At 67.5% G+C, this 24,945-nt stretch carries 22 protein-coding genes; 11 read left to right on the top strand and 11 right to left on the bottom strand.

The features are described 5' to 3' along the window. The first annotated feature begins 129 nt into the window (after positions 1–129). On the top strand, positions 130–672 hold the full coding sequence (locus tag K8612_RS03995; protein ID WP_223742379.1) for a DUF2378 family protein: 543 nt from the start codon (positions 130–132) through the stop codon (positions 670–672). A gap of 189 nt (positions 673–861) precedes the next feature. Next, positions 862–1,404 carry a DUF2378 family protein gene (locus K8612_RS03990; RefSeq protein WP_223761311.1) on the top strand — a complete coding sequence of 181 codons (543 nt, stop codon included), beginning with the start codon at positions 862–864 and terminating at the stop codon, positions 1,402–1,404. Between the two features lie 82 nt (positions 1,405–1,486). Here the strand turns inward: K8612_RS03990 and K8612_RS03985 are convergent, their stop codons facing one another. Together K8612_RS03985 and K8612_RS03980 are read right to left on the bottom strand one after the other, a co-directional pair. Beyond that, the gene (locus K8612_RS03985; protein WP_223761310.1) at positions 1,487–2,182 is read right to left on the bottom strand and encodes a pirin family protein; all 696 of its coding nucleotides are present in this window, start codon (positions 2,180–2,182) and stop codon (positions 1,487–1,489) included. Between the two features lie 108 nt (positions 2,183–2,290). Beyond that, the gene (locus tag K8612_RS03980; protein ID WP_223742382.1) at positions 2,291–3,196 is read right to left on the bottom strand and encodes a LysR family transcriptional regulator; all 906 of its coding nucleotides are present in this window, start codon (positions 3,194–3,196) and stop codon (positions 2,291–2,293) included. Positions 3,197–3,347: 151 nt separating this feature from the next. Between K8612_RS03980 and K8612_RS03975 the strand changes: the two genes are divergently transcribed. Next, a complete protein-coding gene (locus K8612_RS03975; RefSeq protein WP_223742383.1) occupies positions 3,348–3,896 on the top strand; it encodes a YceI family protein in 549 nt (182 codons plus the stop codon). Between the two features lie 14 nt (positions 3,897–3,910). Here the strand turns inward: K8612_RS03975 and K8612_RS03970 are convergent, their stop codons facing one another. From K8612_RS03970 to K8612_RS03945, 6 genes are all read right to left on the bottom strand, one after another. Continuing rightward, complete coding sequence (locus K8612_RS03970; protein ID WP_223761309.1) at positions 3,911–4,840, bottom strand: DUF4382 domain-containing protein; 930 nt, start codon at positions 4,838–4,840, stop codon at positions 3,911–3,913. Between the two features lie 74 nt (positions 4,841–4,914). Continuing rightward, the gene (locus K8612_RS03965) at positions 4,915–5,409 is read right to left on the bottom strand and encodes a hypothetical protein (RefSeq protein WP_223742385.1); all 495 of its coding nucleotides are present in this window, start codon (positions 5,407–5,409) and stop codon (positions 4,915–4,917) included. A gap of 148 nt (positions 5,410–5,557) precedes the next feature. Continuing rightward, entirely contained in the window at positions 5,558–6,286 is a 729-nt protein-coding gene (locus K8612_RS03960; RefSeq protein WP_223742386.1) for a carboxypeptidase-like regulatory domain-containing protein, read from the bottom strand. After that, positions 6,286–7,932 carry a caspase family protein gene (locus K8612_RS03955; protein ID WP_223742387.1) on the bottom strand — a complete coding sequence of 549 codons (1,647 nt, stop codon included), beginning with the start codon at positions 7,930–7,932 and terminating at the stop codon, positions 6,286–6,288. Before K8612_RS03955 ends, K8612_RS03960 begins: the two co-directional genes overlap by 1 nt. After that, positions 7,929–8,711 carry a hypothetical protein gene (locus tag K8612_RS03950; RefSeq protein WP_223742388.1) on the bottom strand — a complete coding sequence of 261 codons (783 nt, stop codon included), beginning with the start codon at positions 8,709–8,711 and terminating at the stop codon, positions 7,929–7,931. Before K8612_RS03950 ends, K8612_RS03955 begins: the two co-directional genes overlap by 4 nt. A 4-nt stretch (positions 8,712–8,715) precedes the next feature. Beyond that, on the bottom strand, positions 8,716–9,291 hold the full coding sequence (locus K8612_RS03945) for an RNA polymerase sigma factor (RefSeq protein WP_223742389.1): 576 nt from the start codon (positions 9,289–9,291) through the stop codon (positions 8,716–8,718). Positions 9,292–9,397: 106 nt separating this feature from the next. On the opposite strand from K8612_RS03945, the gene K8612_RS03940 reads away from it, so the two are divergent. Further along, complete coding sequence (locus K8612_RS03940; protein WP_223742390.1) at positions 9,398–9,661, top strand: hypothetical protein; 264 nt, start codon at positions 9,398–9,400, stop codon at positions 9,659–9,661. A gap of 18 nt (positions 9,662–9,679) precedes the next feature. Here the strand turns inward: K8612_RS03940 and K8612_RS03935 are convergent, their stop codons facing one another. The 3 genes from K8612_RS03935 to K8612_RS03925 all read right to left on the bottom strand — a co-directional run bounded on the left by K8612_RS03935 (position 9,680) and on the right by K8612_RS03925 (position 12,440). Next, a complete protein-coding gene (locus K8612_RS03935) occupies positions 9,680–10,105 on the bottom strand; it encodes an OsmC family protein (RefSeq protein WP_223742391.1) in 426 nt (141 codons plus the stop codon). A 195-nt stretch (positions 10,106–10,300) separates the two neighbouring features. Then, positions 10,301–12,088 (bottom strand): sigma 54-interacting transcriptional regulator, encoded by a 1,788-nt coding sequence (locus tag K8612_RS03930; protein WP_223761308.1) that lies wholly within the window; start codon positions 12,086–12,088, stop codon positions 10,301–10,303. Between the two features lie 28 nt (positions 12,089–12,116). Continuing rightward, a complete protein-coding gene (locus K8612_RS03925; RefSeq protein ID WP_223761307.1) occupies positions 12,117–12,440 on the bottom strand; it encodes a hypothetical protein in 324 nt (107 codons plus the stop codon). Positions 12,441–12,819: 379 nt separating this feature from the next. Between K8612_RS03925 and K8612_RS03920 the strand changes: the two genes are divergently transcribed. The 7 genes from K8612_RS03920 (at position 12,820) to K8612_RS03890 (ending at position 24,929) form a co-directional block, all read left to right on the top strand. After that, positions 12,820–13,476, top strand: a complete 657-nt coding sequence (locus K8612_RS03920) for a VWA domain-containing protein (RefSeq protein WP_223761306.1) — start codon at positions 12,820–12,822, stop codon at positions 13,474–13,476. Further along, complete coding sequence (locus K8612_RS03915; RefSeq protein WP_373692076.1) at positions 13,476–14,171, top strand: PP2C family serine/threonine-protein phosphatase; 696 nt, start codon at positions 13,476–13,478, stop codon at positions 14,169–14,171. The genes K8612_RS03920 and K8612_RS03915 overlap by 1 nt, the downstream gene beginning before the upstream one ends. Continuing rightward, positions 14,168–15,496: a lipopolysaccharide kinase InaA family protein gene (locus K8612_RS03910; protein ID WP_223761304.1), complete on the top strand. Its 1,329-nt coding sequence runs from the start codon at positions 14,168–14,170 to the stop codon at positions 15,494–15,496. Before K8612_RS03915 ends, K8612_RS03910 begins: the two co-directional genes overlap by 4 nt. Further along, the gene (locus K8612_RS03905; RefSeq protein ID WP_223761303.1) at positions 15,493–18,807 is read left to right on the top strand and encodes a DEAD/DEAH box helicase; all 3,315 of its coding nucleotides are present in this window, start codon (positions 15,493–15,495) and stop codon (positions 18,805–18,807) included. The genes K8612_RS03910 and K8612_RS03905 overlap by 4 nt, the downstream gene beginning before the upstream one ends. Then, positions 18,791–20,275, top strand: coding sequence for a hypothetical protein (locus K8612_RS03900; RefSeq protein WP_223761302.1), 1,485 nt, complete (start codon positions 18,791–18,793; stop codon positions 20,273–20,275). Before K8612_RS03905 ends, K8612_RS03900 begins: the two co-directional genes overlap by 17 nt. A 14-nt stretch (positions 20,276–20,289) precedes the next feature. Then, complete coding sequence (locus K8612_RS03895; RefSeq protein WP_223761301.1) at positions 20,290–22,908, top strand: hypothetical protein; 2,619 nt, start codon at positions 20,290–20,292, stop codon at positions 22,906–22,908. A 164-nt stretch (positions 22,909–23,072) separates the two neighbouring features. Continuing rightward, complete coding sequence (locus K8612_RS03890; RefSeq protein WP_223761300.1) at positions 23,073–24,929, top strand: hypothetical protein; 1,857 nt, start codon at positions 23,073–23,075, stop codon at positions 24,927–24,929. Positions 24,930–24,945 lie beyond the last annotated feature (16 nt).

Genomic DNA, 24,945 nt, shown 5'->3' with positions numbered 1-24,945 from the left:
GTGAAACATGGGTGGGACGCCACAGACCCGGATCCTGGCCCCTGGGGGGCTTCGGATTCGTCAGGAGGATCGGTTACGATACTTTGCGACACGGCGGAATGGGACCGCCGGGCTGGGCCGGGGTGTTTCGTGGAAGAAGAGATCGTCTATCGCCACACGGTGGAGGGGGTGTTCCGCTCCATCGGGGATCGGCTCACTCCGGAGCTCCGGAAGAAGCTCAAGGACGTGGGCCTGGACCTGGACGCCCAGTCTCCGCACCACACCTCCCGGCCCATCTTCGCGGAGGCGCTTCGCGTCACCGTCGAGCACCTGTATCCCCAGCTCGACGCGGGCGAGGGCTACCGGCGCCTGGGCGTCGGCATCATCCAGGGGATGGAGCAGACCGTGCTCGGCAGGTCGCTCGTGTCCATGTGGCCCATCTTCGGGCCCGAGCGCGTCGTGGTCCGCATCCAGGAGAGCTTCTCCACCGTCAACAACTACATGCGGTCGGAGCTGCTCACCCAGGGCCCCGGGCACCACATCATCCGCGTCAACGAGTGCAACGGGAACCCGGGCTACCTGCGCGGTCTCATCGAAGCGGGCCTGGCCAAGGCCGGCGCCAGGAACCTGCGCGTCGAGCCCTTCGACTTCGACGGACACGCCTGCTCCTACCGCATCCGGTGGGGCGGCTGAGACGATAACCGGGGAGTTCCCTGGAGCCGCGTAACACCTGAATAGCTGCGCAGTTCCGGTGTCTGGGAAAGACAGACGGATTTGATTGAGGTTACGTGACGTCTGGCGGACGGTCGCGCGTTCGTGATGACATTGCCGTGAGCTGCCATCACGGCTGCGCGCAATTACATCCGACCCCCGGACGGATTCATGGCCGAGCAGGTTGTCTATCGTCACACGATTGAAGGGCTCTTTCGCTCCATTGGAGGGCGGCTCACTCCGGAGCTGAAGCGCCAGTTGAAGCAGGCCGGCCTGGACCTGGATGCGCCCATCCCCCGGAACACGCCTCGGGTCGTGTTCGCGGAGGCGCTCCGCATCACGGCTCGGGAGCTCTACCCGGACGTCGATACAGGCGAGGCCTACCGGCGCCTGGGCGCGGGGCTCATCCAGGGGGTGGAGCAGACGATGCTGGGCAAGGCGCTCGTCGCGATGTGGCCCATCTTCGGGCCGGAGCGCGTCGTCATCCGCATCCAGGAGAGCTTCGCCACCGTGAACAACTACCTCCAGACGGAGCTGGAGACCCAGGGGCTCGCGCACCATGTCCTCCGGGTGAGCGAGTGCAACGGGAACCCCGGCTACATGCGCGGCATCATCGAGGCGGGACTGGCCAGGGCCGGGGCCCGGAACCTCCGGGTGGAGCCGTTCGACTTCGACGGCCACGCCTGCTCCTACCGCATCCAGTGGGACCCGTGAGGCGGGCGGGGAGGGGGCCCCAGAAACGACAAGGCCCCCGGATCCACTCAGGGACCCGGGGGCCTTCTTCGTGCCCGGCGCATCAGGCCAGGTCGAACAGCAGGGCCTCCAGCGGCTCGGAGGCGGTGAGCACGAGGCTCGACTCGTCGGACACGGCGACTCCGTCACCGGCCTTCAGGGCCACGCCGTTGAGCGTGCCCGTGCCGCGGGCGATCTGCACCCAGGCGTGACGCCCCTTGGGCAGCGTGTACTCCGCCTTCTCTCCCGGGCTCAGCAGCGTGCTGTTGAGCAGCACGTCCTGGTGCACGGTGAGGCTGTCGTCGCGGGCGTCGGGGCTGGCCACCACGCGCCAGCGTCCCTGCCGGTCCTTCTCCGGGAAGAACTTCTGCTCATATTCAGGCTTCAGGCCCTTCTTCTCCGGGATGATCCAGATCTGCAGGAAGTGGACGTCCTCGTTGGAGCCGTTCATCTCGCTGTGCATCACGCCCGTGCCGGCCGTCATGCGCTGGACTTCACCGGCGCGCAGGAGCCCCTGGCCTCCCGTGCTGTCACGGTGCGCGATGGCGCCGCTCAGCGGGTAGGTGATGATCTCCATGTCCCGGTGCGGGTGCGTGTCGAAGCCCTCGCCGGCCTGCACGCGGTCCTCGTTGATGACGCGCAGGGCGCGGAAACCCATGTTGTCGGGGTCGAAGTAGCTCGCGAACGAGAAGGTGTGATGCGAGTCCAGCCAGCCGTGGTTGGCGTGACCGCGTGCTTCGGAGGGGCGAACGTTCATCATGGTGTGTGCTTCCTTTCGAGGCACAACATGCGCTTGCGAACGCCACCTGGCCAGACGCGAACCTCGGGACACATCGTTCCATCCGCGGAACGAAACGCCGGCACTGTCTCAGCGCTTCGCCCGCTTGAGTGCTTCGGGGTTCTGGGGCCAGTGCTCGCGCAGCACCTCCACGAAGGCCATCACCTTGGGCACATGGTGGCGCGTGGGCGGGTAGACGGCATGCACCGGCGCGCCCGTGGAGCTCCAGTCCGGCAGCACCCGCTGGAGCCTCCCGGACGCCAGGTCCTCGATGCATTGCTGGCCCGGGATGAGCGCCACCCCGGCGCCCAGTGTCGTCACCGCGCGCAGCATGTCCGGCTCGTTCACCACCAGCCGCCCGGAGACCTTCACGTCGACGGAGCGCCCGCCCGCGTGCAGCGTCCAGACGTTGCCCTGCACCGACTTGCCGAAGAAGAGGCAGTCGTGCTTCGCCAGGTCCGACGGCGTCTTCGGCGCGCCCCGCGCCTGGAGATACCCGGGTGAGGCCACCACGAGCCACTCGATGTCCCCCAGCCGCCGGGCCATCAGCGACGAGTCCGGCAGCCGGCCGGCGCGCACCGCCAGGTCGAAGCCCTCCTCCATCAGGTCCACCGCGCGGTCCGTGCACAGGAGCTCCACCTGCACGTCCGGGTACTGCTCCATGAAGCGCGCCACCAGCGGCGCGAGGAAGTGGACGGACAGGGGCGTCGTCACGCGCAGGAGGCCCTGGGGCCCCGCCTGCATGCGGGTCACCGCCAGCTCCGCCGCCTCCGCCTCCGCGACGATGCGCTCGCAGTGCGCGTAGTACGCGCGCCCCACCTCCGTCAGGTGCAGCGTGCGCGTGGTGCGCTGGAGCAACTGCGCGCCCACGCGCTCCTCCAGCTCGGAGACCTTGCGGCTCACGGTGGACTTGGGCATGCGCAGCGCCTTCGCCGCCGCCGTGAAGCTGCCCGCCTGGACCACCCGGGCGAAGACGAGGAGTTCGTTGAGGTCCATGGCCCTTCCCTCGCGCAGGCGCAGGACTGTTCCAGCCGTGGAACAGTGCATCCTGTGCGTCCCGTCTAATCCGGAACGTGGGGGGCCGCTACCTTACGCCTCGTTGAAACACACCGCCGCCAACGCGGCGCTCACGACAAGGAAGACGACCATGGCCACCACCACCTGGAACATCGACACCACGCACACGGGCATCCACTTCAGCGTCCGCCACATGGTCGTGGCGAAGGTGCGCGGCAACTTCACGAAGTTCAGCGGCACGCTCACGCTGGACGACGCGAACCTGGCTGCGTCCTCCGTGTCCGTCTCCATCGAGGCGGCGAGCATCCACACGGGCGTCGAGCAGCGCGACAACCACCTGCGCTCGCCGGACTTCTTCGACGTGGAGAAGTTCCCGGCGCTCACCTTCCAGAGCACGAAGGTGGAGCCCTCCGGCAAGCACCTGAAGGTGACGGGTCAGCTCACCATCCGCGGCATCAGCCGCGAGGTCGTCCTGGAGGCCGAGCAGTTGGGCATCGCCAAGGACCCGTGGGGCAACACCAAGGCCGCGTTCGAGGCCAAGACGTCCATCAACCGCAGCGACTTCGGCCTGACGTGGAACCAGGCCCTGGAGGCGGGCGGCGTGCTGGTGGGCGAGAAGATTGAAATCGCCCTGGAGGTCCAGGCCGCCCAGGCGCAGCCGGGCGAGAAGGCGGCCTGAACCCCGAAGTGGGACTACTCGACGTCGAAGGACGTGAGGACGAAGTTCACGTCGGACTGCGCGCCTGAGCCGACCGTCGCGGTCGCCGGGCGCGTGATGTCCGTGCTGAACGTCACGCCCTCGGGGCCGACCAGGTCCACCTGGTAGGTGCCGGGCAGCAGGTACTTGAAGTTCGCCACGTAGCGGGTCTCCGTGCTGGCGCTGAAGGCCAGCGTCTCGCGGCTGCCGTCGGCGTTGATGAGCACCGCGGAGAAGCCGGCCAACTGCGGGAAGCCCATGGGCAGGGTCACGCTCCCGGCCTCCAGCGTCACCTCCACGTTGCCGGAGAACTCCATGTCCGCGCCCTTGATGACGGGGCGCATGACCCACTGGCCGGAGCCGCCGGCCTCCTTGCCGAAGCTCTGCGCGACGTCGAAGTCCACCAGGATGACCTTCTGGTCGTCATCGCTGGTGATGGTGACGTCCGCGTCCTTGTCGAACTTCACCTTGAGGCCGGAGCTGCTGGCGCTCGGCATCTGCAGGTGGCCGTCCACCCGGGCGCCCTCGGGCAGCCCCTCGTAGTTGTCGGAGGTGGCGAAGATGCGGCTGACGCCGTCCTGGTTCACCTGGATGTAGCCGCCGGTGATGACGAAGCGCAGCTCCTTGTACGTGCCGGCCGGAACCTCCGCGTCCTTCACCAGGTCCGCGGTGTCGTTGGCCAGCGTGAGCAGGTCGGTGGTGACGGGCTCGCTCAGGAGCACCACGTCGCCCTTGCCGTCCTTGTCTCCCTCCACGCTGCCCTTCAGGTAGACCTTGGAGATGGTGACGACGGCCTTTTCAATGCCGTCGCCCGGGGCGTCCGTCAGCTTCAGGGTGACGTGGGACTTGCCGTCGCCGCAGGCCGCGAGGAACAGCAGGCCCGTGGCCATGAGCAGGGTGGAGGTCAGGTGTCGCAGGGTCTTCATGGGTCAACCTTTGTTGGAATCAGGGAAGAATGCGGGAGGAGACCCTCCCGCATCCGGACCGGCCACGGCGTTTGTCAGCCGATGACCGGCCAGCAACGGCCTTCCGTGCACGACAGCGAATCGCAGCAGCTCTCGCCCACTTCGACGGAGCACTCGTTGCCTTCGGGGATGCACTGGGGACCGGCGTCGATGCCGCCGCCCGAGCCACCGTCCGACGTGCCACCGTCCGGCTCGCTGGTGCCGCCATCCGTGGGCGGCTCACCTTCGTCGCCGCAGGGGCCCACCGTGTCGCCGTGGCGCAGGTGCGCGGGCACCGCGGGCACGCCGACCTTGATGGTGTGCGCGTTGGCGGGGTTGCCGGGCGGAATGTGGCAGAGGGTGAAGCCGCCTTGGCCTCCGGGCGACGTGCCGCCATCCGCGAGCGCCTCGCCGGGCGCACCCCCCAGGTTGTCATCGCCCGTGACGAGCGACGGATCCTCCGACTCCGTGGGGCCGCCGCAGCCAAGGGACAGCAGCGTCGCGCACAACATCATCCATTTCGCGGAAGAGCGAGCGGTCGGGATACGCATGGTCATCCTCCTGTGACACGAGGCGGTGGGGGGCCGCTTGGAGAGCGGAGTGCCTCGTTGTCAGGAAGACCCGGATGCTCCCGGAGTGGCCACAGCTTCAGACGGGCGGCGAAGTGTGAGGAGACGGACGGTCCGGATATGTGTGGCTTTACGGAAAGCTCTCTTCACAGCGGAAGCCATTGCAGGCCTGTGACGACGCGCAGTGGCTGTTTTCGAGGCATTCCACGCAGCCGCCCTCCAACGCGCAATGGCTGTCAGCGGCACAGCCCGTGCGCGCGCAGCCCTGCCCGGCGTACCCGGGTTCCGGGACGAGCTCCACGGTCAGCGCCGTCTGCTTGCCGGCTTCCACACAGCCCTGGAGGCTCGTGGCGATGAAGCCGGGCGCGGAGACGCTGACGCCATAGCAGCCCTCCGGCAGCGGCCCCAGGCGCCGGGGGGCCCTGTCGTTGAGCCCCGACGCTTCGATGGGGGTGCCGTCCACGACGGCCTTCGCCTCTGTCACCAGCAGGCGGCCCCGGGCGAGCAGCTTCACGAGGAAGCTCCCGGCGGTGCGCGGCGAGACGTCCGCGACGTCCACGGACTGGCCGCCCTGCACGGTGAGCGGCACCCGCGCGGCCTTGTCGTAGGTGGCCAGGACGAAGAGCTCCACCGGGCCCGCGGGCACGTCCTCCAGCGTGAAGCGGCCTTGCGCGTCCACGCCGCCGCGCACGCCGGGCGCGCCCAGCACGGACACCAGCGCGACGGCGGGGTCGAACTCCGTGAGCCGGCCTTGCACGGTGCCCGCGCGGAAGGGCTCGTTGTCCAGGCCTCCGCACGCGCCCAGGCCCAGGCCCAGGCCGAGCGACGACAGGGTCAGCAGCAGGGATTGGCGACGCATCAGAAGCGGTACCCCACGCCGGCGTTTCCGCCGATGAAGCCCACGGCCTGTCCCTGCCCGTCCACCACCACGTACGTCAGCATCCCCTGGCCCTGGACGGTGAGCTCCAGCCGCTCCCCCAGGCGCCACGCCAGTCCGCCGACGACACCGGGGCTGACGGTGAAGTAGCGCTGGCCTCCTGAAAAGGCCTCCACGGCGAAAGACCTGCCCAGGTACAGCGCGGCCACACGCGGGCCGGCGAATAGCGTCAGCCGCTCCCAGCGCCACAGGTACGGCACCGCCGCGCCCAGCGTGAGCGTGGTGTAGCGGAAGGGCACCTCGCTGCCGGGCGCCATCTGAAGCTTCTCGCGCCCGTGTCCCAGCCCCATGTCCAGCATCAGACCCAGGTCCTGGAGCGGCAGGTCCTCCAGCCGCAGCACCACGCCCACCTGGGGCGCGGCGGGCAGCAGCTCGCGCCGGCTCCTGCCATCCGCGAAGGACATCATCCCGCCCACGAGCGACAGCGCGCGGCGCGGGATGGCGTCCGACAGCAGGCGCTCCAGCGGCAGGCGCTCGCCCCGGGCCACGTCCACCTCGCGCCGCACGAGGACGGCGTCGCCCTTGGTGAGCTCCACGGTGCGCCGGCCCGGCCCCACCGCGGCGCCTCCGGGCAGCTCCAGGCGCGGCTCGCCGTCCACCTTGAGCAGGAAGCCGTCCAGGCGCGGGTTGTAGGAGAAGAGCTCCGGCTGGCCCGTGCGGTCGATGCGGCCGGCGAGGATGACCGGATCCGCGCCCACCTCCATGATCTCCGCGGACGGGCGCTGGCGGCCCTCCGTGAAGGCGAAGGTGCGGCGGCGCGCGTAGTCGTGCGCCTCCGTGGCGGTGACGGCGCCGTCCGCGTTGCGGTCCGCGAGCCCGCCCAGGCCCTCGATGAGGAAGTACGTGTAGATGTCGTTGCGCAGGCCCTCGTCCTCGCGCGCCGTCTCGCCCCAGTCGCTGGCGGCGAACACCATGGAGGCGCGGGACGACTCCTCCAGGGGGCGCGCGTAGAAGCCGGACTTGATGCCCGCGAGCTCCACCTCCAGCTCGCGCGGCAGCAGCGACTTGCCGCTGCCGCTGTGGCAGGTGGCCAGCACCAGCAGCCGCCGCCGGCTGGGCAGTTGTTCGAACTCCGCCTTCAGCGCGTCCATGGAGAGCGCCGTCTGCGGGATGGCGCGGTAGGACGCGTCGCGGGTGACGAGGTAGCGCGTGAGCTCGCCCCGGCCGTCGCGCGCGAGCGTGCCGTGCGCGGACAGGTACACCATCACCACGTCGTCGGGCCGGGTGGCTTCGCGCCGAAGCTGGCGCAGCGCCGCGAGGATGGCGTCGCGGGTCGTCTCCTCCGGGCGCGTGAGGACGCGCACCTGGTCGAAGTGGCCTCGCGCGGGGTCCGTCAGCGCCGCCGCCAGGTCGCTGGCGTCCTTGGCGGAGAAGCGCAGGGAGCGCCACTGCGGATCATCGAAGGAGGACACGCCCACGAGCAGCGCGAGCCGCCGGGGCGTGTACGCGCGCGACAGGTCCGCGGCGTCGAGCCGCAGCGGCACGAGCCCACCCTTGTCTCCGGCCGTGGCGGAAGGGCCCGCGCACGCGGAGAGGAGGACGAGCAGCAGGGGAAGGAGGCGCCTCACGGGGCCAGAGTTTGACCGGATTGGACCCGCACGTCGAACCTCACCACGGTTCCCGGGCGTGCATCCGGGCTTCCGTCCGCGGCGAGCGCGGCGAGTGCGTCCTGCTCCGAGGCGGGCTCACCGGGGGCGAAGGCCACCAGCGCCAGCGACAGCCGGCCTTCGTCCGACTCCAGGCTCACGCCCGCGAGCCCGTCAGGCCCCTCCAGGTCGTGGGTGCCCGCGGTCAGGGGGAAGCGGCCAAGCAGCTCCGGCGCCTGCTCCTCCCGCTGCTGGTAGAGCAACGCGACGCCGGACTCCGTGGCGTGGTAGCGCAGGAGCAGCACCTCGTCGCGGGTGACGTCCCCGCCGGAGTCCAGCCGGCGCAGCGCCCCGTCGGTGCTCCGCGCGACCACGGCCAGCTCCAGGGAGATGCGGCCCGGGCCCTTCTGGCCGTTCCACTCGCTGACGCCCCGGGGCCCCTTCACCAGCGGCACCAGCACCACCATCAGCACGGAGGCGGCGAGCGCGCCGGCCATCCAGCCCCAGTACCGTCCGGGCGGCGGGGCGAAGCGGCGGGCGCGGGGCGCGGAGCGCAGCGGGATGACCTCGGCTTCGGCCTTGCGCTCGGGCGCGAGCGCCAGGAGCAGCGCGTCCGTCCGCCCGTCGAGCGCGTCCGAGTGTGTGGCGAGGAACGTCTCACAGGCCTCGCAGGGCGAGGCCAGGTGCTCACGGAACCAGGCGACCGTGGCGGGGTCGCGCCTGGCGAGCTCGGCCATCGCGGTGGCGTCCAGGTGTCTCATGGCTTCAATCCCACCGTCCGGCGAGCACCCGCTGGAGGAGCTCGCGCTTGATGCGCCCGCGAAACCGCTCCAGCCGCATGGTGACCGTGCTCTTGCCCACGCCGAGCTGCTCGGCGATCTCCCGCGCGGAGAGCTGACCCTCGATGTAGAAGAGCTGCACGGTCTTCTTCTCCTCGCCTTCGGGCAGCTCCGCGATGAGCTGCCGCACCACCTCGATGTCCCGCTCCACCTGGAGCGTGGGCGGTAGGGCCGGCACTGTCTCCGGCGTCGGATCCGCCAGCTCCTCCTCCATCCGCTGGAGCAGGCTGCGGCGCTCCAGCCGCGTGCGCGCCCGGTTGCGCGCGATGGTCAACAACCACGGGGTGAAGGCCCCCACCGACTTCAGTTGGGCCAACCCCCGGAACGCCCGCACGTAGGACTCCTGGAGGACGTCCTCCGCCTCGTCGGGATCCAGTGTGCCGAAACCCGCGACCAGCCGGGCTACCAGAGGGCGGGTGCGACGGTACAGCTCGCTGAAGGCGGACGACTCCCCCCTCGTCGCGCGCCGAACCGCGTCCGTGACATCGTCCGTCTCACCCACCTGCGCAGAAGACCTCCTGTTGGGCGAATCGGCCACGGGCGCGGATTCTTCCACGGCTTTCGCGGTTAGAGTGAAGCCTTCTCCGTCCAGCGCGAAGGAGTGGCGCATGCGGCGCAATTGGATGATGGCGCTGGCCACGGCGGGCTGGCTGCTGGCGGCCTGTGGCCCCGCGGACGCTCCTCCGGTGGACACCCCTCCCGGGGATGACCCGCCGGGGGACGCGAAGGACCCGGCCGGGGACGACGAGCCCGGCACGGCGGAGCATGAGCTCACGCCGTGCCTGAGCCAGTGCTACGCGACCTGCGTGGGCAACACCCCGGAGGTCGTCGCGTGCCGGCAGGAGTGCCGGGACGCGTGCGCCGGCGGTTGAAGGCCGGCGCGAGGCCCGTCAGGTCGCGAGCTTCGCCTTCAGCGTGATGTTCACGCCCCCGAGCGCCTTGGAGACGGGGCAGCCCTTCTTGGTCTCCTCGGCGATCTTCTGGAACTGGGCGTCGTTGGCGCCGGGGATGGTGGCCTCGGTGGTGAGGTCGATGGTGGTGATGGCGAAGCCGTCACCCTGCTTGTCCAGGTGCACGTCCGCGTTCGTCTGGATGCGCGTGGGCTTCAGGCCCGCCTTCTCCAGCCCCACCGACAGGGCCATGGAGAAGCAGCCGGAGAGCGCCGCGCCGATGAGCTCCTCCGGGTTGCTGCCCTGCTGTCCCTCGAAGCGGGTGCCGAGCGAGAAGGGGACCTCCGCGGCGTGACCGGGCTTCATCGCGCCCTTGCCGTCCTTGAACCCGCCGTTCCACTGCGCACTGCCCTTGCTGATGCCCATGGCGTCCTGTCTCCCCATGCGCGGCGCGGCCCCATGCCGCGTCCGTTGCGTTCGCGCGGCGGAAGGGTAGGGCGCTCACCGGGGCGCGGCGGCCCTGTCGGCGGACGGGGGCCGGTGACTGCCGGGGAGTGGACGCTCTCGCGCGCGAAGGCCTGGGTTCTGGACGGTTGGGGCCTTCGGGGGCTCACAAAGGTGCTATTCAAAGTCCGCGCGGGCACGAAGCCGCCCCTGGCCGATCGATGTCGCTGCCGTGTCCCATTTTTCCATCTTCGCGTTGAAGGTCCGCGCGTTCATGCCGAGCAGCGCCGCAGCCTTTGCCCCGCTTCCCCCGACGGCATGGGCCGCGAGCAGGAGCCGCCGCTCCCATTCGTCGACCGCCGCCGGACCGGGGAGCACCGTCCCCGTGTCGCGAACCTCGCGCAAGTAGTCCTCGCAGCGCGCCACCGTCGGCAACTCGTCGACGAGCGACGTTGCAGGGCCCGCTCCGTGCTCCGCATCGATGCGCTCCTCTTTGCGAAGGCGGTCTAGCTCCGAGCGTACGAACTCGTCCTTCAACGAAAGGAAGCGCCCTTTCGCGAGCCCACCTACGAGGAGCCGTCGCGCGAGTTTCTCGAGATCCCTGAAGTTACCTGCGAGGCGCATCGTGCCAATAGCGCGCTCGACCTTGGCGTGATGGGGCTGGAACTCGGCGATGAGATCGTCGACACGCCCAGCACCAGTGCCGGTGCCGATCGCGCGCGCCGGATCGCGATGCACCAACTCCTCGCACGCGCGGCGCACGACGGATCTCCAGATGTCACCGAGATCCTCGCGGCAGTCACGCAGTTCTGGAATCTCGATGATGAGATCCGAGACGCGGTCGAGGAAGTCCGGCGTGAGCTTCTCGCGGAGGATGGTGCGCGGTTGGTTTGTCGCCGCGACGAGCCTGAATTTCGCTGGGATCGACTTATCTGCACCGATACGACGGATGCTCCCCTTGCGCTGAATCGCGACAAGCAATAGGCCCTGCGCTTGTGGGTCCATCCAGTGGATCTCGTCCAGGAACACGCAGTCGTCGGCCGCCTTCTCAAGGAGACCTGCTTCGTCCTTCATCGCCTGGCTGTGGGCCCCCTTCACGTGACCGAACAGCGCGCTCCGCAGCATGTTCGCGTCGCCTCGGAACTCAGCGCAGTTAAGATGGAAATCCCACTTCGACAGTGACTGCGCCGTCCACTCGCGAAACCCCTCACGCAGCCTGCGCGCGATCTCGGTCTTGCCGGTCCCCCGCGCGCCCATGATGAGCACAGGGAAGGGAACCCCGCAGTACTGATTCACGAGGGTGGAGACCTCGCGCAGCCTTGGAGAGCGCGCACGATCGAGACTCCAGTCGGTGGGCCTTGTGCCCGCGTCATCGACCTCGGTGGGCGTGGCCGCGAGTTCGGCGAGCAGGTTCCAGGGCACCGCTCGTACGAGGTCGTTCGACCCGCGTCGCTTGTCCCGAGGCGTGCTTTGGAACGCCCGGACATCGTCGCCTGCCAATCGCGCCTGTAGCGCGAGGAGCATCACGGTCTGGGCCGCGGGCGTACCAGGGCTGATGTTCACGACGATGTCGGCTCGCGGGTTCTCACGCCGAATTCTGGCCATCGCGCGGGCCGTGAAGAGGAAGAGCTCACGGTGGTCCGTCGGCGGCGCGTCGGTGTCCCACCACACGAACTCGACCTCCGGCGCGCCCTTCCGGCTCTCAATCGCTTTGGCCAGTTCGTCGGCGACGTCGGCCTCACGCGGATGCACGAGCCGTCCGCCCGTCTCGGGCGTCCTCGGGCGCCGCACGAGGACGTAGTGCTTCTTCACGCGGCTCGCGATGGGGGAGGCGGCGTTGAAGAGGAACTCCAGCGTAGGGCCCGGTGTCTTCTCGCCATCGGGTTCAAGATATCCGCCGTTCTTCGCGCGCTCGTAGGGGTCATTATTGACTGACACCCACGACACGCTGATTATGACCGTCATTGGATGTCAGCCTTTCGTTGCTGCATCTTCAGTTCCTCCGCGAGCGCCGACGCGAGCGCATCTGGCTCTTCCGCCGAACGAAGCGCCAAGCATTGGTCCTGCGGTAGCAGGTGATGAGGGCGCCATCGTCGCCCGCGACAATAATCCATCCTTCGGCGCGATCCGCCGCCTCGCTGTCCCGCAGGTCGAGGGGGAGGTCGCGCCGGACCAAGGTGATGTGCGTGGCCCCGGCTGCGCGCGTCTCTGTTCCCCACATCATGAGGAACTCCTCGACGTTGGAGCGGAGCGCCCGTTCGGCGGCGCGGGCCTTGTAGTGATGCGTGGAGCGACAATCGGCTTCGTAGGCGAGCATGGTGAACCTCCGCCGCCGGCTATCTCAAGGAGAGTGCCAGCCGACGAAGTCGCCGGAATCCAGCCACTTGCGGAATGAACGAGAGCCACGTCGGCTCTATACTGCCGCTATGTGAGCAAGAACATGCTGAATGCTGCCGTCGGCATGTTTCTGCTTTGTTGAGGGCAAACCACTGCTCGCTCACAGGGATGTGCGAGTGCGTTCTCCTGCAAAATCATGCACTTCTTTCATCAGGCCGTGCTTGGCACGTCCCATGCGATGGGTCCCATTGGCTACGTTGGTGTAGCCATTGACCCGCCATGATGACGAACACAAACGACATCCAGAGGATGGATAATGTGACTTGCCCCATCACCAGCACATGGGAACGGAGGGACCGATGAGCAAGCTCAAGGAATTCACCACCCAATCGCCGCGCCCGCTGCCAATTGTCGTACTCGCTGACGTGTCGGGCAGCATGGGCGTCGATGGTAAGATCCAGGCGCTCAACCTCGCCGTGCGCGAGATGATCGAGGCCTTCCAGGACGAGTCTGACCTCCGCGCCGAGATCCACGTCTCCGTCATCACGTTCGGAGGCCAGTCACGAGTTCACCTTCCACTCGGCCGCGCCCGCGACGCCGCCTGGACGGACCTCGGCGCGAACGGCGGCACTCCGATGGGCGCCGCTTTCGAACTCGCCCGCATGATGGTGGAGGACCGCAACGCGGTGCCGAGTCGTGCCTACCGGCCGACCCTCGTGCTCGTTTCCGACGGGCAGCCCACGGACGAGTGGAAGCAACCGCTCGAGTTGCTCCTCAAGAATGAGCGTGTCGGCAAGGCGTTCCGCATGGCGTTAGCGATAGGCGCGGACGCTGACCACACCGTCCTTCAGACCTTCATCGCCAATCCCGAGGAGCGTGTGTACCGCGCCGACGAGGCTCGTCAGATCCGCAAGTTCTTCCAACTCGTCACGATGAGCGTGTCTGCGCGTTCGCGTAGCGCGAATCCAAACGTCGCCCTGCCCGCGGGCGAGCCGAATGGCGGCTGGGACCTGTAGTGGTTCGCGTGGTCGGCACAAGCGTTCGTGGCCCGGCGCACATGCAGGAAGGGCTGCCTTGCCAGGATGCATGGCTGGCGGTCGCCGCGCCCCGGGCGAGCCTGGCGGTCGTCTGCGACGGGATGGGGAGCCGCCCTCGCTCAAGAGAGGGTTCCCGCGCCGCAACACTGGCGGTGCGCGACGCTTGGCGGCTCTGGCAGAGATCCCCCGTAGGCGTCGTCGAGGACATGATTCGGATTGTCGAGGCCGCCTGGCGGCTTCGTCTGGGGTGTGTCGCAGCGGACGAAGCGTCGACCACCTGCCTGTTCTACGCTGAGGATGGACATGGCCGGGCTGCCCAGGCCCAACTCGGCGACGGTCTCATGGCTCGGCTTAATGCGGACGGTGCCGTCGTGGTCCACCCGTCGCGCAATGAGGGCTTCGGGCTCACGCATGCGCTCGGGGCGCCGCACGCCCTCTCGGACTGGTCTTTCTCCTTCGTCGAGCCCCTGGCCCCACGGGAGCGGCTCGTGCTCGCCACTGACGGCGTGTCAGAGGATCTCGAACTCGGCCGCATTGGTGACCTCGCCACTTGGATCGCAGACGATCTTGGCAGCCTTCAGCACCCCGCTCGTGCGCTCGCTCGCGAGCTGCGTAACTGGCCCGTCCCGCACCATCGGGATGACAAGACCCTCCTCGTGATGTGGAAGCCATGACCCCGATCCAACAAGTCGTCGACGAGTCCGGCGCTGTGCATTCGCTCGCGAAGAAGATTGGCGCGGGCAGCCAGGGCGAGGTGTGGCTCACCAAGGGCGGTCGTCGCATCGTGAAGTTGCTCAACCCCAGTGCCGACGCAGAGGTGCTGCGTCGTCAGGTCGCCTTCGTCCGTCGGCTCGACCTCGCCGGGCTGCACGTCGCAAAGCCCATCGCAGTGCTCAAGAAGCCTTACGTCGGTTACGTCGCCGAGTTCCTCGGAGACATGCTGCCGATCAAGGCGCTGATCGAGGCCCCCGCCAAGGACCTTGTGCGCTGGCACATCGACACGGGCAGCCTGCGCCGGCGGCTGCGCCTCCTGGCTCATGCCGGAGAGGCGCTGCTCGGACTGCACGCCCGCGGTGTCGTCTACGCTGACGTGTCGCACAACAACGTGTTCGTCTCTCAGCCCATCAACGCCGTCGAGGCCTGGCTGATCGATCTCGACAATCTGACCCACGATTCAGACCCACGCCGAGCCATCTACACGCCGGGCTATGGAGCCCCCGAGGTTATCGCTGGAACCAGCGGTTGCACGTCGCTCTCCGACGCATGGGCGTTCGCCGTCCTCGTGTGGCACACGCTCACGCTGACCCACCCGTTCATCGGCGATCTCGTGAACGACGGCGACCCTGAAATCGAAGAAAAGGCCTTCGCTGCAGGCTTCCCGTGGGTTGGTCACTCCACCGACGAGAGCAATCGCTGCTCGACGGGACTTCCCGCCGAGCTTGTTCTCGCCGGGCGACTCTTGGAGCTTGCTCGGCGGACGTTCGAAGAGGGCGTGACCGATAGGAAGCGGCGAACAAGCGTCTCTGACTGGGTCGAGCGGTTGCACGTCGCCGCAGACCAGACGGTGGGGTGTTCAGGCTGCGGAGGAACCTACTTCGTCACATCGTCGGAGTGCCCTTGGTGCGAGGAGCCGCGTCCGTCGGTCACGCCGGTTCGGCTCGCTCGATGGCAGCCCGAGAAGGGCCTGGTCGAGGGCGCGGCGCGACTCTGGCAGCTTCCACTGACCAGCGAGGGCATGGTGCTCACTCGCCGGGTGACGGAGGGCCTGACGGGTGTCGCCGCGCGCGCGCCTCACGTCGAACTTACCCCAATCGAACGCGGCCTCTCCGTGCGCGCTCACGCGGGCTGTGCTGCGTGGGTCGCACCTGTCGGCAAGGCGCAGGACGAGCGCCACGAAGTTTCTGCGCGTGGGCGCATCATCCCGACGAATGGCTGGATGATCTTCTTCGAGGCGCCCGATAAGCCCCAGCGCGTCGCTGTGATCGGGAGGTCCGCATGAAGGCGGCAGAAGTCACCGGAGGTGTCCCCGCGACGTTGCGTGTGAAATCCACGACCGGGCCTCTCCAAGCGTTGCCTGCACGCGAGCAAGAGGTCTCGCTGGTGCGCTCGGGAGAGCAGACCCTCCTGCATTACGCGGATGTGGTTTGCGCCGTCGAGGGCGCGACACCGCCCGATACCACGCAGCTCCTCGACGTGGTGACAAGTGGATTCCCGATCGTCGCCTACGTCGCGCAAGCGAACGTCAACGCGCTCGTCCTGGAGACACGCCGCTTCACCGAAGAGCGTCGCGAGACGGCGCCGATGCAAATCGGGCTCGACGACAAGGTCATGGACGACGTGCGGAGCGGCCACAAGGTGGGGGGGACCGCACTCGATGTTGCTGCCTGGCTGGAGGATCGTCTGCTGCTTCCTCCCGCCCCTGGCGAACCTCCCGAGCTTCGGCGCTTCGTCTACTCAGGGGATGTCGATGCCTTCCGCATCTACGGACTCAAGGTCGCGGCCGACATTCGGCGTCGCGACAACAAGCTGCGCATCGAGCGCGTCGTGAAAGGCGGTAGAAACAACCAGCAGCGACTCAGGCTGCTCTACGCGCCGGTATCCATCGTGGACGCGACCCTCGCGGCCGAACTCCACGGAGCGGTGCGGACCACACTCTCCGAGGCAGTAGCGGGCAGTGACAGCTATCTACGCACTTGGCAGGAGTACCAGAAGATCGAGCGCGAAGGCGTCCTGCGGCGGGCTCGCACCTTCGGTTCAATTGAGTATCAGAACTCCGAGCGACGGCGGGATGGGGGGTGGCGCTTCCACCTAACGCCCAGTGAGGACCTCTCAGCGCGGCTCGCCTTGCTCGGTGACTCGGAGCGCTTCGAACTCGAGGCTGGCGACCGTGCGCCCGCGTTTGACGAAGGCTTGTCTGGTGTACCCCCGTCGACGAAGAAATCAGGGCAGATAGTGCGACGCCTCATCGCCCCTGTCACCGACGTGAACGAGTACAAGCGGTTCATCGATCTGGCTCCACCGGACGACGATGACGAGCAGCCCAGGCCCCCGAAGTCGGGGCACCTCTACCTATCGACGGACGGCGACGAAGCTCGACTCAGAAGACGCGAACGTGCCGAGGAGGCGCTGCGAACCGGCAGGTGTCCGATGCCGCAGCTCGGACTGTTGATGGAGGGGCGCCCCGCGCCCATGGCTCGACGGAACCGTATCAGCGTGGATGGGCCGAAACTCAAGCCGGTCCTTCGCGATGTGTTTGGGAAGAGCGGTCCGACCCAGCGCCAACGTGAGGCCATCGAGCACGCTCTCAACACGCCCGATGTGTGTTTGATCCAGGGGCCGCCAGGAACCGGCAAGACCAAGGTCATCACCGCCATCGAGCACTGCCTGGCCGTCCTCGCTGATGAAGGCGTTGAGCCCTCTCATCGCATCCTTGTCTGTGCCGCGCAGCATGATGCCGTGGAGAACGTCGCGCAGCGCACCGAGGTGTTCGGGCTGCCAACGATGAAGGTTGGGCGGCGGCGGCGCAGCGCCGACAGCGCCTTCGATCCGGCTCAGGCCTTCGTGGACGAGCGCGCGGAGCAACTTCGGGCTAGGACGCGAGTGCCGCCCGAAGCGGAGCGACTGTCACAAGCGCGCAACATCGTGCTCGCCTGCATGCGCACCCGCTCGCTGCCGACGGAGCAGGCGAACCGCATCCGGGACCTCGTGCATGTGCTCGACGGGCTTCTTCCACCCGATATTCGGGACAAGGCGCTCGAGCGTGCGTCGACTCTTGAACGCCCCGCTGGTCTCGGCGACCCGGAAGAGACCGAAATGCGGGTCAAGGCCGCGCGGGGTATTCGTGTGGACGAAGGCGCCTTCTCCGACGACGGCCCCGTGAAGGCGCGTGCCGCGCTCCAGCGGCTCGGGGCCGTGCTCACGTCGGACGAGCGAGCCTTTCTCGAACGTTGCGCCGCAGTGGAACTCGAGACGGTACCTCCGTGGCTCGCCGAAGGCAGGCCGTTGCGTGAAGCACTCATTGACCGGCTCACGCAGCCGCCACCCTCATTGGAGCCGCGCCTCGACGACGAGACCCAGCGGGGGCTGCTCGACATCCTCGACGCCGTCGAGCAGCGCCTCTCAACGACGCGAGCGGGCGAAGAAGCAGTGCTCGTCTCGTATCTGAACGATCTGGAGTCCGATCCCGAGGAGGTGCGAAGGGCGATCGAGCATTACACGGTGGTCCTCGCGTCAACGCTGCAGCAAGCCGCCAGCAACGAGATGCGCCGGGTCCGGGGGATTGACGAAGGCCAGACGACGTTCGAGTCGGTGATCGTCGACGAGGCCGCGCGTGCGAACCCGCTGGACCTGTTCATTCCCTTGAGCATGGCCAAACGCCGTGTTGTGCTCGTCGGAGACCACCGTCAGTTGCCGCACCTCCTAGAGCCCGACGTGGAGCGACAGCTCGCGGAGGGGGTGGAGCAGGGAACGGTCGAGAAGCAGACCCTCGACGCGGTCCAGGCCAGCCTGTTCGAGCGCATGTGGGTGCTGCTCCGGGCCCTGCAGCAGAAGGACGGGATCGACCGCACGGTGACACTGAACGCGCAGTACCGCATGCACCCTGTCCTTGGCGCCTACGTCAGTCGCGAGTTCTATGAGGTCCACGACGACGGAGTCATCGAGAGCCCGCGCGCGGCTACGGACTTTGTCCACGACTTGCCGGGCTACGTGAAGGACGGCGTTCCGCGCGTCGCCGCATGGCTTGATGTGCCCGCAGAGGGACGCACGGGACGCGAGGTGCGTGGCAATAGCAAGAGTCGCCCCATCGAAGCGCGGGCAATCGCCAAAGAGGTCCGGCGGCTCATTGAGCACGACCCGAAGTTTACCTTCGGCGTCATTGCGTTCTACAGCGCGCAGGTCGACGAAATCGGACGTGCGATGATCGAGACCGGCCTGACCGACAAGGCCACCAACGAGCGCGGATGGCGAGTAGCCGACGAGTGGGCGACCACCCTCAACTCAGAAGGGAAGACAGTCGAGCGCCTGCGCATCGGTACCGTCGACGCTTTCCAGGGCAAGGAGTTCGACGTGGTGTTCTTGTCGGTCACCCGCAGCAGCGAGCTTCCGGGGCGGACCGACGAGGAGCAGCGCAGGAAGTTCGGCCACCTGATGCTGGAGAACCGGCTCTGCGTCGCGATGAGCCGACAGCACCGGTTGCTCGTCGTGGTGGGCGACCTTGCCTTCGTACGGGCCGACGACGCGAGGAAGCCGCTGCGCGCCCTGCGCTCGTTCACCGACCTATGTGGAGGCGAGCATGGCATCGTTCGGTAGCTTCGGCCGCGTGTTCGACAAGGACACGCCGATCCTGCGACTCAATCATGGCAAGGATCCCAACGTGCGCTGGGTGCTCTGGGCTCTCTTCGCCTGGCGTGTCGTCGCGCCGGTGCCCAGAGAGCGCAAGCTCAACCTCTTCCAGCGCGCGGTCCTGGGGCTTGCGCGAGCCGGTGTCGTGCGAATCGACGAAGTGGGCGACCGCCTCCTCATCGCGCCGGACCTGGCCGGGTTGGTCGCGCTGGAACTCCAGCAAATGGCCTTGCTCGACTTTGCAGGTAAGCCCACCCAGCGTGGCCTCACGATGCTCGACGACATCGATGAGGAGCCCTCCGACGATGCACAAGTGGGACACGTCCTCTCCGACGCATTCACCGGCAAGCTGTGGCCTCGCTTCCTGACCGGCGATCTTCCGATCGCGAGCTTTGAGGCGAACGACAACGGTTGGCCGGTGCTGCTGAGCGGCAGCGCGGGCGCTCCGTGGACGGACAATACCTGCAGCATCCTCCCCACCGACCGCGACAGCGTGGTGATGACGCGTCCCTCCGCGCGAGATGTGCTTCGCGTCGCGAGGCTCCATCGACGCCAGCGACAGCGTGACTTCGAGGAAATCGATGATGCTCGCGATGTGCCGCGTCTCCAGCGAGTGTCTTTCGTCGACGACAGGCCTCAGCCCTATCTCATGGCACTGCGCGTGCGCCGCCACGACTCGGGTGATTGGATGGTCGATGATCCCTTCGGTCACGGCGAAGCCGTCGAACTCCGTGCCCGCTTGGAGGCGCGGCTGGACAGCGATCAGCGCCTTCGCGCATGGCTCGCGCCGCTCGTCGGGGCAGACCCGAACGCGCCGACGCTGAAGCATCTCCAGGCCGAAGCAGAGTGGAAGGTGGAGGAGCGACTGACCCTCGCGATCCGCCAGTACGAGCTGGCGAGAGACCGGATCATCGCGATGCAACGCGCTTTGCTCGAGGCCCAGAGCTACGACGCGCCGCTCGACAAGTGGGACGATGTCCTCGTCAAGGCGCAGCGTGCGGTCGAGCGCGCGCTGCACATCGTGTACGAGCGCTACCGCGACGCGCGCCCGCCGCTGTTCACGAAGCTGGCGCAGTCCGACCGGGAGTTCAACCGACGCCTCCTTGATGCGATGGCCGCCGACCTCCACTTCCAAAGTCCGTTGCCCAAGACCCTGTCGTCCGTGCGGAGAGGGAAGGTCCAGTCCGCCGAGCAGTACGGTAGCGGCAGTCTCCGACCGTTGGTCGTGCTCGGGCTGCTCTGCGCTGACCGGAACGGCGAGCATCCGCTGCGCCTCGCCGCTCGGACGTCACCCGATCTCCTCCATCGGCTCGATGACCTCGCGACGGCGCGGGATCGAGCTGCCCATGACGGAACTGCGACCTGGCCACAGAAAGTCCAGCAGCACGTCGACACGGCATATGCGGCCGTCGAAGCCCTTCTCCTTGCTCGCTGAATGAGACTTGCCGAATGAGTAAGAAAAAGAATCGTCAACATCAGAACCCGCCCACACCGCCGCCACCCCCCCCGAAACGGGAGCCCACGGCCGAGCAACTAACAAGGCTCGACACCGCTTCGACGCAGGCAGAGGCGCTCAACACCGACTATGGCCCGGCTCCTATCGACGGCGTGGTCGAGTCAGCAGGGCCGACCCTCGAGGAAAGCCTCAAGCGCGTCGAAGGGCTGCTTGGCAACGCGCGTGTACTCCTCGAGAAGGCGCGTTCGCAGGAAGGTGCCAACAAGGCCGAGGAGGCGCGCCTCGCCAACCTGAAGCGCGATCAGGAAGAGGCGCACCGGCAGAGGAAGAAGAACATCGACGAGGAGAGCGCTGCCGCGAAGAAGGAATCCGAGCAGAAGGCGCTCGATCTGCTCACCCGGATTGAGGCGGTCGACCAGCGGGAAGCTGCCGCACGCGCGAAAGAGGCCGAGATCGCCGAGCAGAGCGCGCGGCTGGCAGAGCGGGAGCTGAACGCGGAGCAGGGCTTCCTCACTGAAAAGGCGCGTGTCCTCAAGCCCGTCGAAGAGGAGGTCAAGCGGCTGAGAGGGGAGCGAGACAGCCTGGACATCCAGCTCGCCGCCGAGCGCGAGCGTGCCGAGGAAGAGCGGCGCGCGACGACCGCTGCGCGCGCAGCGAAATGGGCAGAGGAGAACGCCCAGCGCCGCGTTACCGAGGCCGAAGCGCGGCGCCGCCTTGATGAGGAGATTGATCGCGAAAGAGAGAAGAAGCTTGACGCGCTGCGTGTGCAGCTCGCGCTGAATCGCGAGCAGGCGGAAGCGGAGTGGCAGGCGGAACTCAAACGCCGCACCGATATCCTTGTCCAGCGTGAGGCCGACGCCGACGCGCGCGAGCGAAAGGTGACCGAGAAGCAGAAGGCCCAACGCGCCCTGGAACTCGATCTCCAGGTGTCAAAGGAACTCCACGATGAGGACCGAGCGGGCCTCGACCGCAAGGTTGAACGGTTGGTCGAGGAACGGACCGAGAAGCTGCGCCACGAGACCGAAACACTGAAGAAGCAACTGCATGACGCACGCAGCGATCGCGATGCGCACTGGAAGGCCCTTGAGGCGAGGGTAGAAACTGACCGCCGCATCGGAGACCGTTCGCTCGAAGATGTTCTCGCGGCGCTGACGTCCGCGGAGAAGGACCGCGACACGTTCGCCCAGCAGCTCCGGGAGCGTCCCGATGCTCGGGCCGCCGAGCGACTCGCCCAACTGGAGCGCGAGCGGTCCGCATGGCTGGAAGAACGCGCGGTGCTCCTTGGGGACCTGGCCAAGGCTCAAGGCGAGCTCGCGACCCGGCGATTGGCTGCGATCGAGCTTGAGTCGCTGCGCAAGCAGAAGGAGGTGCTCGAGGTCCACAAACAGCTCCTCGATGGGGAGGTCGACGAGCTCCGCGTACGCGTGGACGAACTCACGCGGAAGGAGGACCACCGCAACCCGATGACCGCGCTGACGAACCTCGACGAGAAAGAGGAACTCCAGGCGGAGGTGCGCACAACGACGCCTCTCGGCAAGGCGACGCCGACGCTCAAGGAGTTCGCCGTCGATCTGCGTCACCGCATCGCGACCGGCGTAGAAGGGCGAACGCTCTACTACTCCGATCGCGACGTGCGGGCCTTCCTCGGCGGTCTCGCCATGACCCGCATGATGTTGCTCCAAGGCATCTCGGGCACCGGCAAGACAAGCCTGCCACTCGCCTTCACGAGCGCCGTGAGTGGCGGAATCGAGGTCGTCGAGGTGCAGGCCGGCTGGCGCGACCGCCAGGATCTCGTTGGCTACTACAACGCCTTCCACCGTCACTACTACGCGACCAACTTCCTTCAGGCGCTCTACAAGGCCGGCACCCCAGCCTACCGCGATCGCCTGTTCATGATTGTTCTCGACGAGATCAACCTGTCTCGGCCGGAGCAGTTCTTCGCGGACTTCCTCTCGGCGCTTGAGCGGCCGGTGGCGGCGCGGCGGCTGACGCTCCTGACCGACCCTCTCACGAACGCCCCGCGCTTGATGATCGAGGGGCGCCACCTGCCGATCCCGCCCAACGTCTGGTTCATCGGCACGGCCAACCACGACGAGACCACCGCGGAGTTCGCCGACAAGACGTACGACCGCGCCCACATGATGGAGATGCCGCGCAAGACGGAGGTGGCGCACTTCAACGCGGAGGAGCGCGGCAAGCGCAACGCCATCTCCTACGAGAAGCTGCAGGCCACCTTCGCGGAGGCCGCTGTAGCCCAGGACGCAGCCGTGCAGAAGGCTACGCAATGGTTGCGCAAGGCGTCCTTCGCTGAGGACCTCCAGCAGCGGTTCCGCGTCGGATGGGGAAACCGTCTCGAGCACCAGCTCGCGCAATACCTGCCGGTCGTCGTCGAGTCAGGTGGCTCCGTTGGCGAGGCGATGGATCACCTCCTCGTCACCAAGGTGCTGCGAAAGCTTAAGGACCGACACGACGTGCGGGCAACAGCGCTCGAGGAATTGCGCGCCAAGCTGGAGGCGGCGTGGGACAGGCTTGATGGGAGCAGCCTGCCCGAGCGGTGCGTGAATCTCATCGATACGGAGATCGCCGCGAAGAAGGGCGAGGAGCTGGCGTGACAAGATTTGTCGCTCGCATCGACGGGACGGAACCTCCCTTCCCTCTGTCTGGCTTCTGCGACGCATGGCTGGCGGATGGACTGCGCTTTGGCGCTGAACTCGCTGGCTTCGACCCCAACGCAGTCCTTGGCCGATGGCCTGGGGATCTGGAGACGGACGCTGTCATGAGGCTCGCCGAGGTCGTCGGCGAGAACGCAAGCTGGGGCGCGTACGCGGATACACCACCGGTCGTGCAGAAGCTGGCGGAGCGCGCGCGACCGCAACCGCTCGATCTCGAAATCGCTCGACACCTTCAGCACCTGCAGCACGTCTGCCACCAGCCGCGCCTGCATCTCCGCGTGGAGGAAGAGCGCCTGCCGGTGTCCCGAGCGCGGCGCACTCCGGTTCGAGCTGTCGCTGAACTTGTATCGCACCCTGGTGATTGGGAGCACCGCACGTTGCGAAGCATTCAGCCCTCGCGTGTACTGGCTCGGCAGATCGAGGACGAGTGGAACCTGTACGAGAACCGCGTCGCGGTGCGCCTCGTTGATCATCTGCTCGCCTATCTGGCGAAGCGGCTTGAGGAGTTGCGGAAGATCAAGGAGGTCCTCGAAGCCAGCCGCGACTATGGGGAGGAGATCCGAGGAACATCGTTCAGGCGCGCGCACCGCATCTCTGAACTCTGGTCGACGACGTTGGAGTCGAAAACGGAAGAGGATCTTGCTCGCACCATGAGGCAGTTGGAGCGCGCTCAGCGAGACCTTCAGACACTCCTCGATGCTCCCCTGTATCTGCATGTTCCGCGTCGAGAAGTCGTGGCGCTCGCCCTCAAACCAACGAACATCCTCGTGAACGATCCGAACTACCGCAAGGTGGCGGCTCTCTGGCGCGCATGGGTGAAGTTCGGGCACAAGCGCCATGAGACGCACGCGCAGCGTGCGGAACGCATTCAGCGGGAGGCCGCTGCTTGGGACCGGTTCGTCCTGCACCTTGTAGTGCGCGGGTTCAAAGCGCTGGGCTGGTCCGCCTCCATGCGTGGGAACGGCTGGGAACTCAGAAGGCGCGGATGGCTGCCTGTACGAGTGCAGGCGGAGTCGCACGGACTTGTGCACCTCACCGGCGAGCGCGCTCTGCGCCTGCTGCCTCTTTGCGCTGACCTCACCACGGCCGATGCAGCGGCGACACTCGCGCAACTCGAAGCCCTTGATGACGCGCGCAATGAAGTCGTGGTGGTTCATGTCGGTCGTCCGGTAGCACTCGTCGATCCAGACCGGGCCTCGGGCTGGAGCATGGGGCAGCGAGCGGTGTTGTTCGCGTGCTCTCCGTGGGGGATCGACTCCGAAGAGCGCATGGCCCGCTTGCTTCATGGCTGGCTTGGCCGCGCCGCCGTCCCGTGCTACCCCGCGACGAAGACGGCCCGCGCGCTGCCTGAGTGGCCCGGGCGACGAGACTGGCTGCGGTATGAGGGCGACTGCCTCGTCGTCTTCCGCGCTCCCAATGACCGGGAGATGGAGGATGCCCGCGCATGGTCGGCGGCGAAGGCGAAGGACCTCGACGCCAGTGCGCAGCGCGCCAGGGCCGCCAAGCAAGCTTTCGCCACCGCGCCACGCGAGGCCATCACCTCCTTCCGAGCGTTCATCGAGGACGCCCGGCATCACTTGTCCGGGCTCGACGAGTGTCCCATCTGCGGCAGCCAGGGGCTCCTGGAGGCTCGCCCCGGCCAGCGGCCCGACGGCTCCGACGCGACGTGGTGGGCGACTTGCCCCTGCTGCAAGAGTGAGTGGGGGACGCGTCCGTGCACTGCTTGCGGATGCCGGTACCGGGCGCTCAAGGTCGGTCAACCCGGCCTGGATGTGGAAGCGGCGGCTCATACCACGCCGGCACCTGAGTGGCCGGATCGTGTGCTGGGATTCGATGTCTGGGCTCAACCCTGCGCCGAACGACCGCTGGATCAGTTCCGCTGTCCCGAGTGCGGCCGTTGTCCGAGCGCGTCGTGTGCGCGGTGTTCCTCTTGCTCAGGCGAGACACACGGGGCTCGCTGACTCTGGGCTCTCTCGG

The organism is Corallococcus sp. AS-1-6 (assembly GCF_020037015.1).
Classification (GTDB): Bacteria; Myxococcota; Myxococcia; order Myxococcales; family Myxococcaceae; genus Corallococcus.
The sequence above is the reverse complement of the archived record's forward strand: the minus strand, read 5'-3'. Positions and strand labels throughout refer to the sequence as shown.

Coding starts and splice junctions, on each gene's coding strand:
- K8612_RS03950 (WP_223742388.1), bottom strand. CDS start 8,711: ATGAGACACCTGGACGCCACCGCGATGGCCGAGCTCGCCAGGCGCGAC.
- K8612_RS03920 (WP_223761306.1), top strand. CDS start 12,820: ATGAGCAAGCTCAAGGAATTCACCACCCAATCGCCGCGCCCGCTGCCA.
- K8612_RS03930 (WP_223761308.1), bottom strand. CDS start 12,088: ATGACGGTCATAATCAGCGTGTCGTGGGTGTCAGTCAATAATGACCCC.
- K8612_RS03890 (WP_223761300.1), top strand. CDS start 23,073: ATGAGGCTCGCCGAGGTCGTCGGCGAGAACGCAAGCTGGGGCGCGTAC.
- K8612_RS03965 (WP_223742385.1), bottom strand. CDS start 5,409: ATGCGTATCCCGACCGCTCGCTCTTCCGCGAAATGGATGATGTTGTGC.
- K8612_RS03910 (WP_223761304.1), top strand. CDS start 14,168: ATGACCCCGATCCAACAAGTCGTCGACGAGTCCGGCGCTGTGCATTCG.
- K8612_RS03975 (WP_223742383.1), top strand. CDS start 3,348: ATGGCCACCACCACCTGGAACATCGACACCACGCACACGGGCATCCAC.
- K8612_RS03900 (WP_223761302.1), top strand. CDS start 18,791: ATGGCATCGTTCGGTAGCTTCGGCCGCGTGTTCGACAAGGACACGCCG.
- K8612_RS03905 (WP_223761303.1), top strand. CDS start 15,493: ATGAAGGCGGCAGAAGTCACCGGAGGTGTCCCCGCGACGTTGCGTGTG.
- K8612_RS03935 (WP_223742391.1), bottom strand. CDS start 10,105: ATGGGCATCAGCAAGGGCAGTGCGCAGTGGAACGGCGGGTTCAAGGAC.
- K8612_RS03895 (WP_223761301.1), top strand. CDS start 20,290: ATGAGTAAGAAAAAGAATCGTCAACATCAGAACCCGCCCACACCGCCG.
- K8612_RS03970 (WP_223761309.1), bottom strand. CDS start 4,840: ATGAAGACCCTGCGACACCTGACCTCCACCCTGCTCATGGCCACGGGC.
- K8612_RS03925 (WP_223761307.1), bottom strand. CDS start 12,440: ATGCTCGCCTACGAAGCCGATTGTCGCTCCACGCATCACTACAAGGCC.
- K8612_RS03990 (WP_223761311.1), top strand. CDS start 862: ATGGCCGAGCAGGTTGTCTATCGTCACACGATTGAAGGGCTCTTTCGC.
- K8612_RS03960 (WP_223742386.1), bottom strand. CDS start 6,286: ATGCGTCGCCAATCCCTGCTGCTGACCCTGTCGTCGCTCGGCCTGGGC.
- K8612_RS03940 (WP_223742390.1), top strand. CDS start 9,398: ATGCGGCGCAATTGGATGATGGCGCTGGCCACGGCGGGCTGGCTGCTG.
- K8612_RS03985 (WP_223761310.1), bottom strand. CDS start 2,182: ATGATGAACGTTCGCCCCTCCGAAGCACGCGGTCACGCCAACCACGGC.
- K8612_RS03980 (WP_223742382.1), bottom strand. CDS start 3,196: ATGGACCTCAACGAACTCCTCGTCTTCGCCCGGGTGGTCCAGGCGGGC.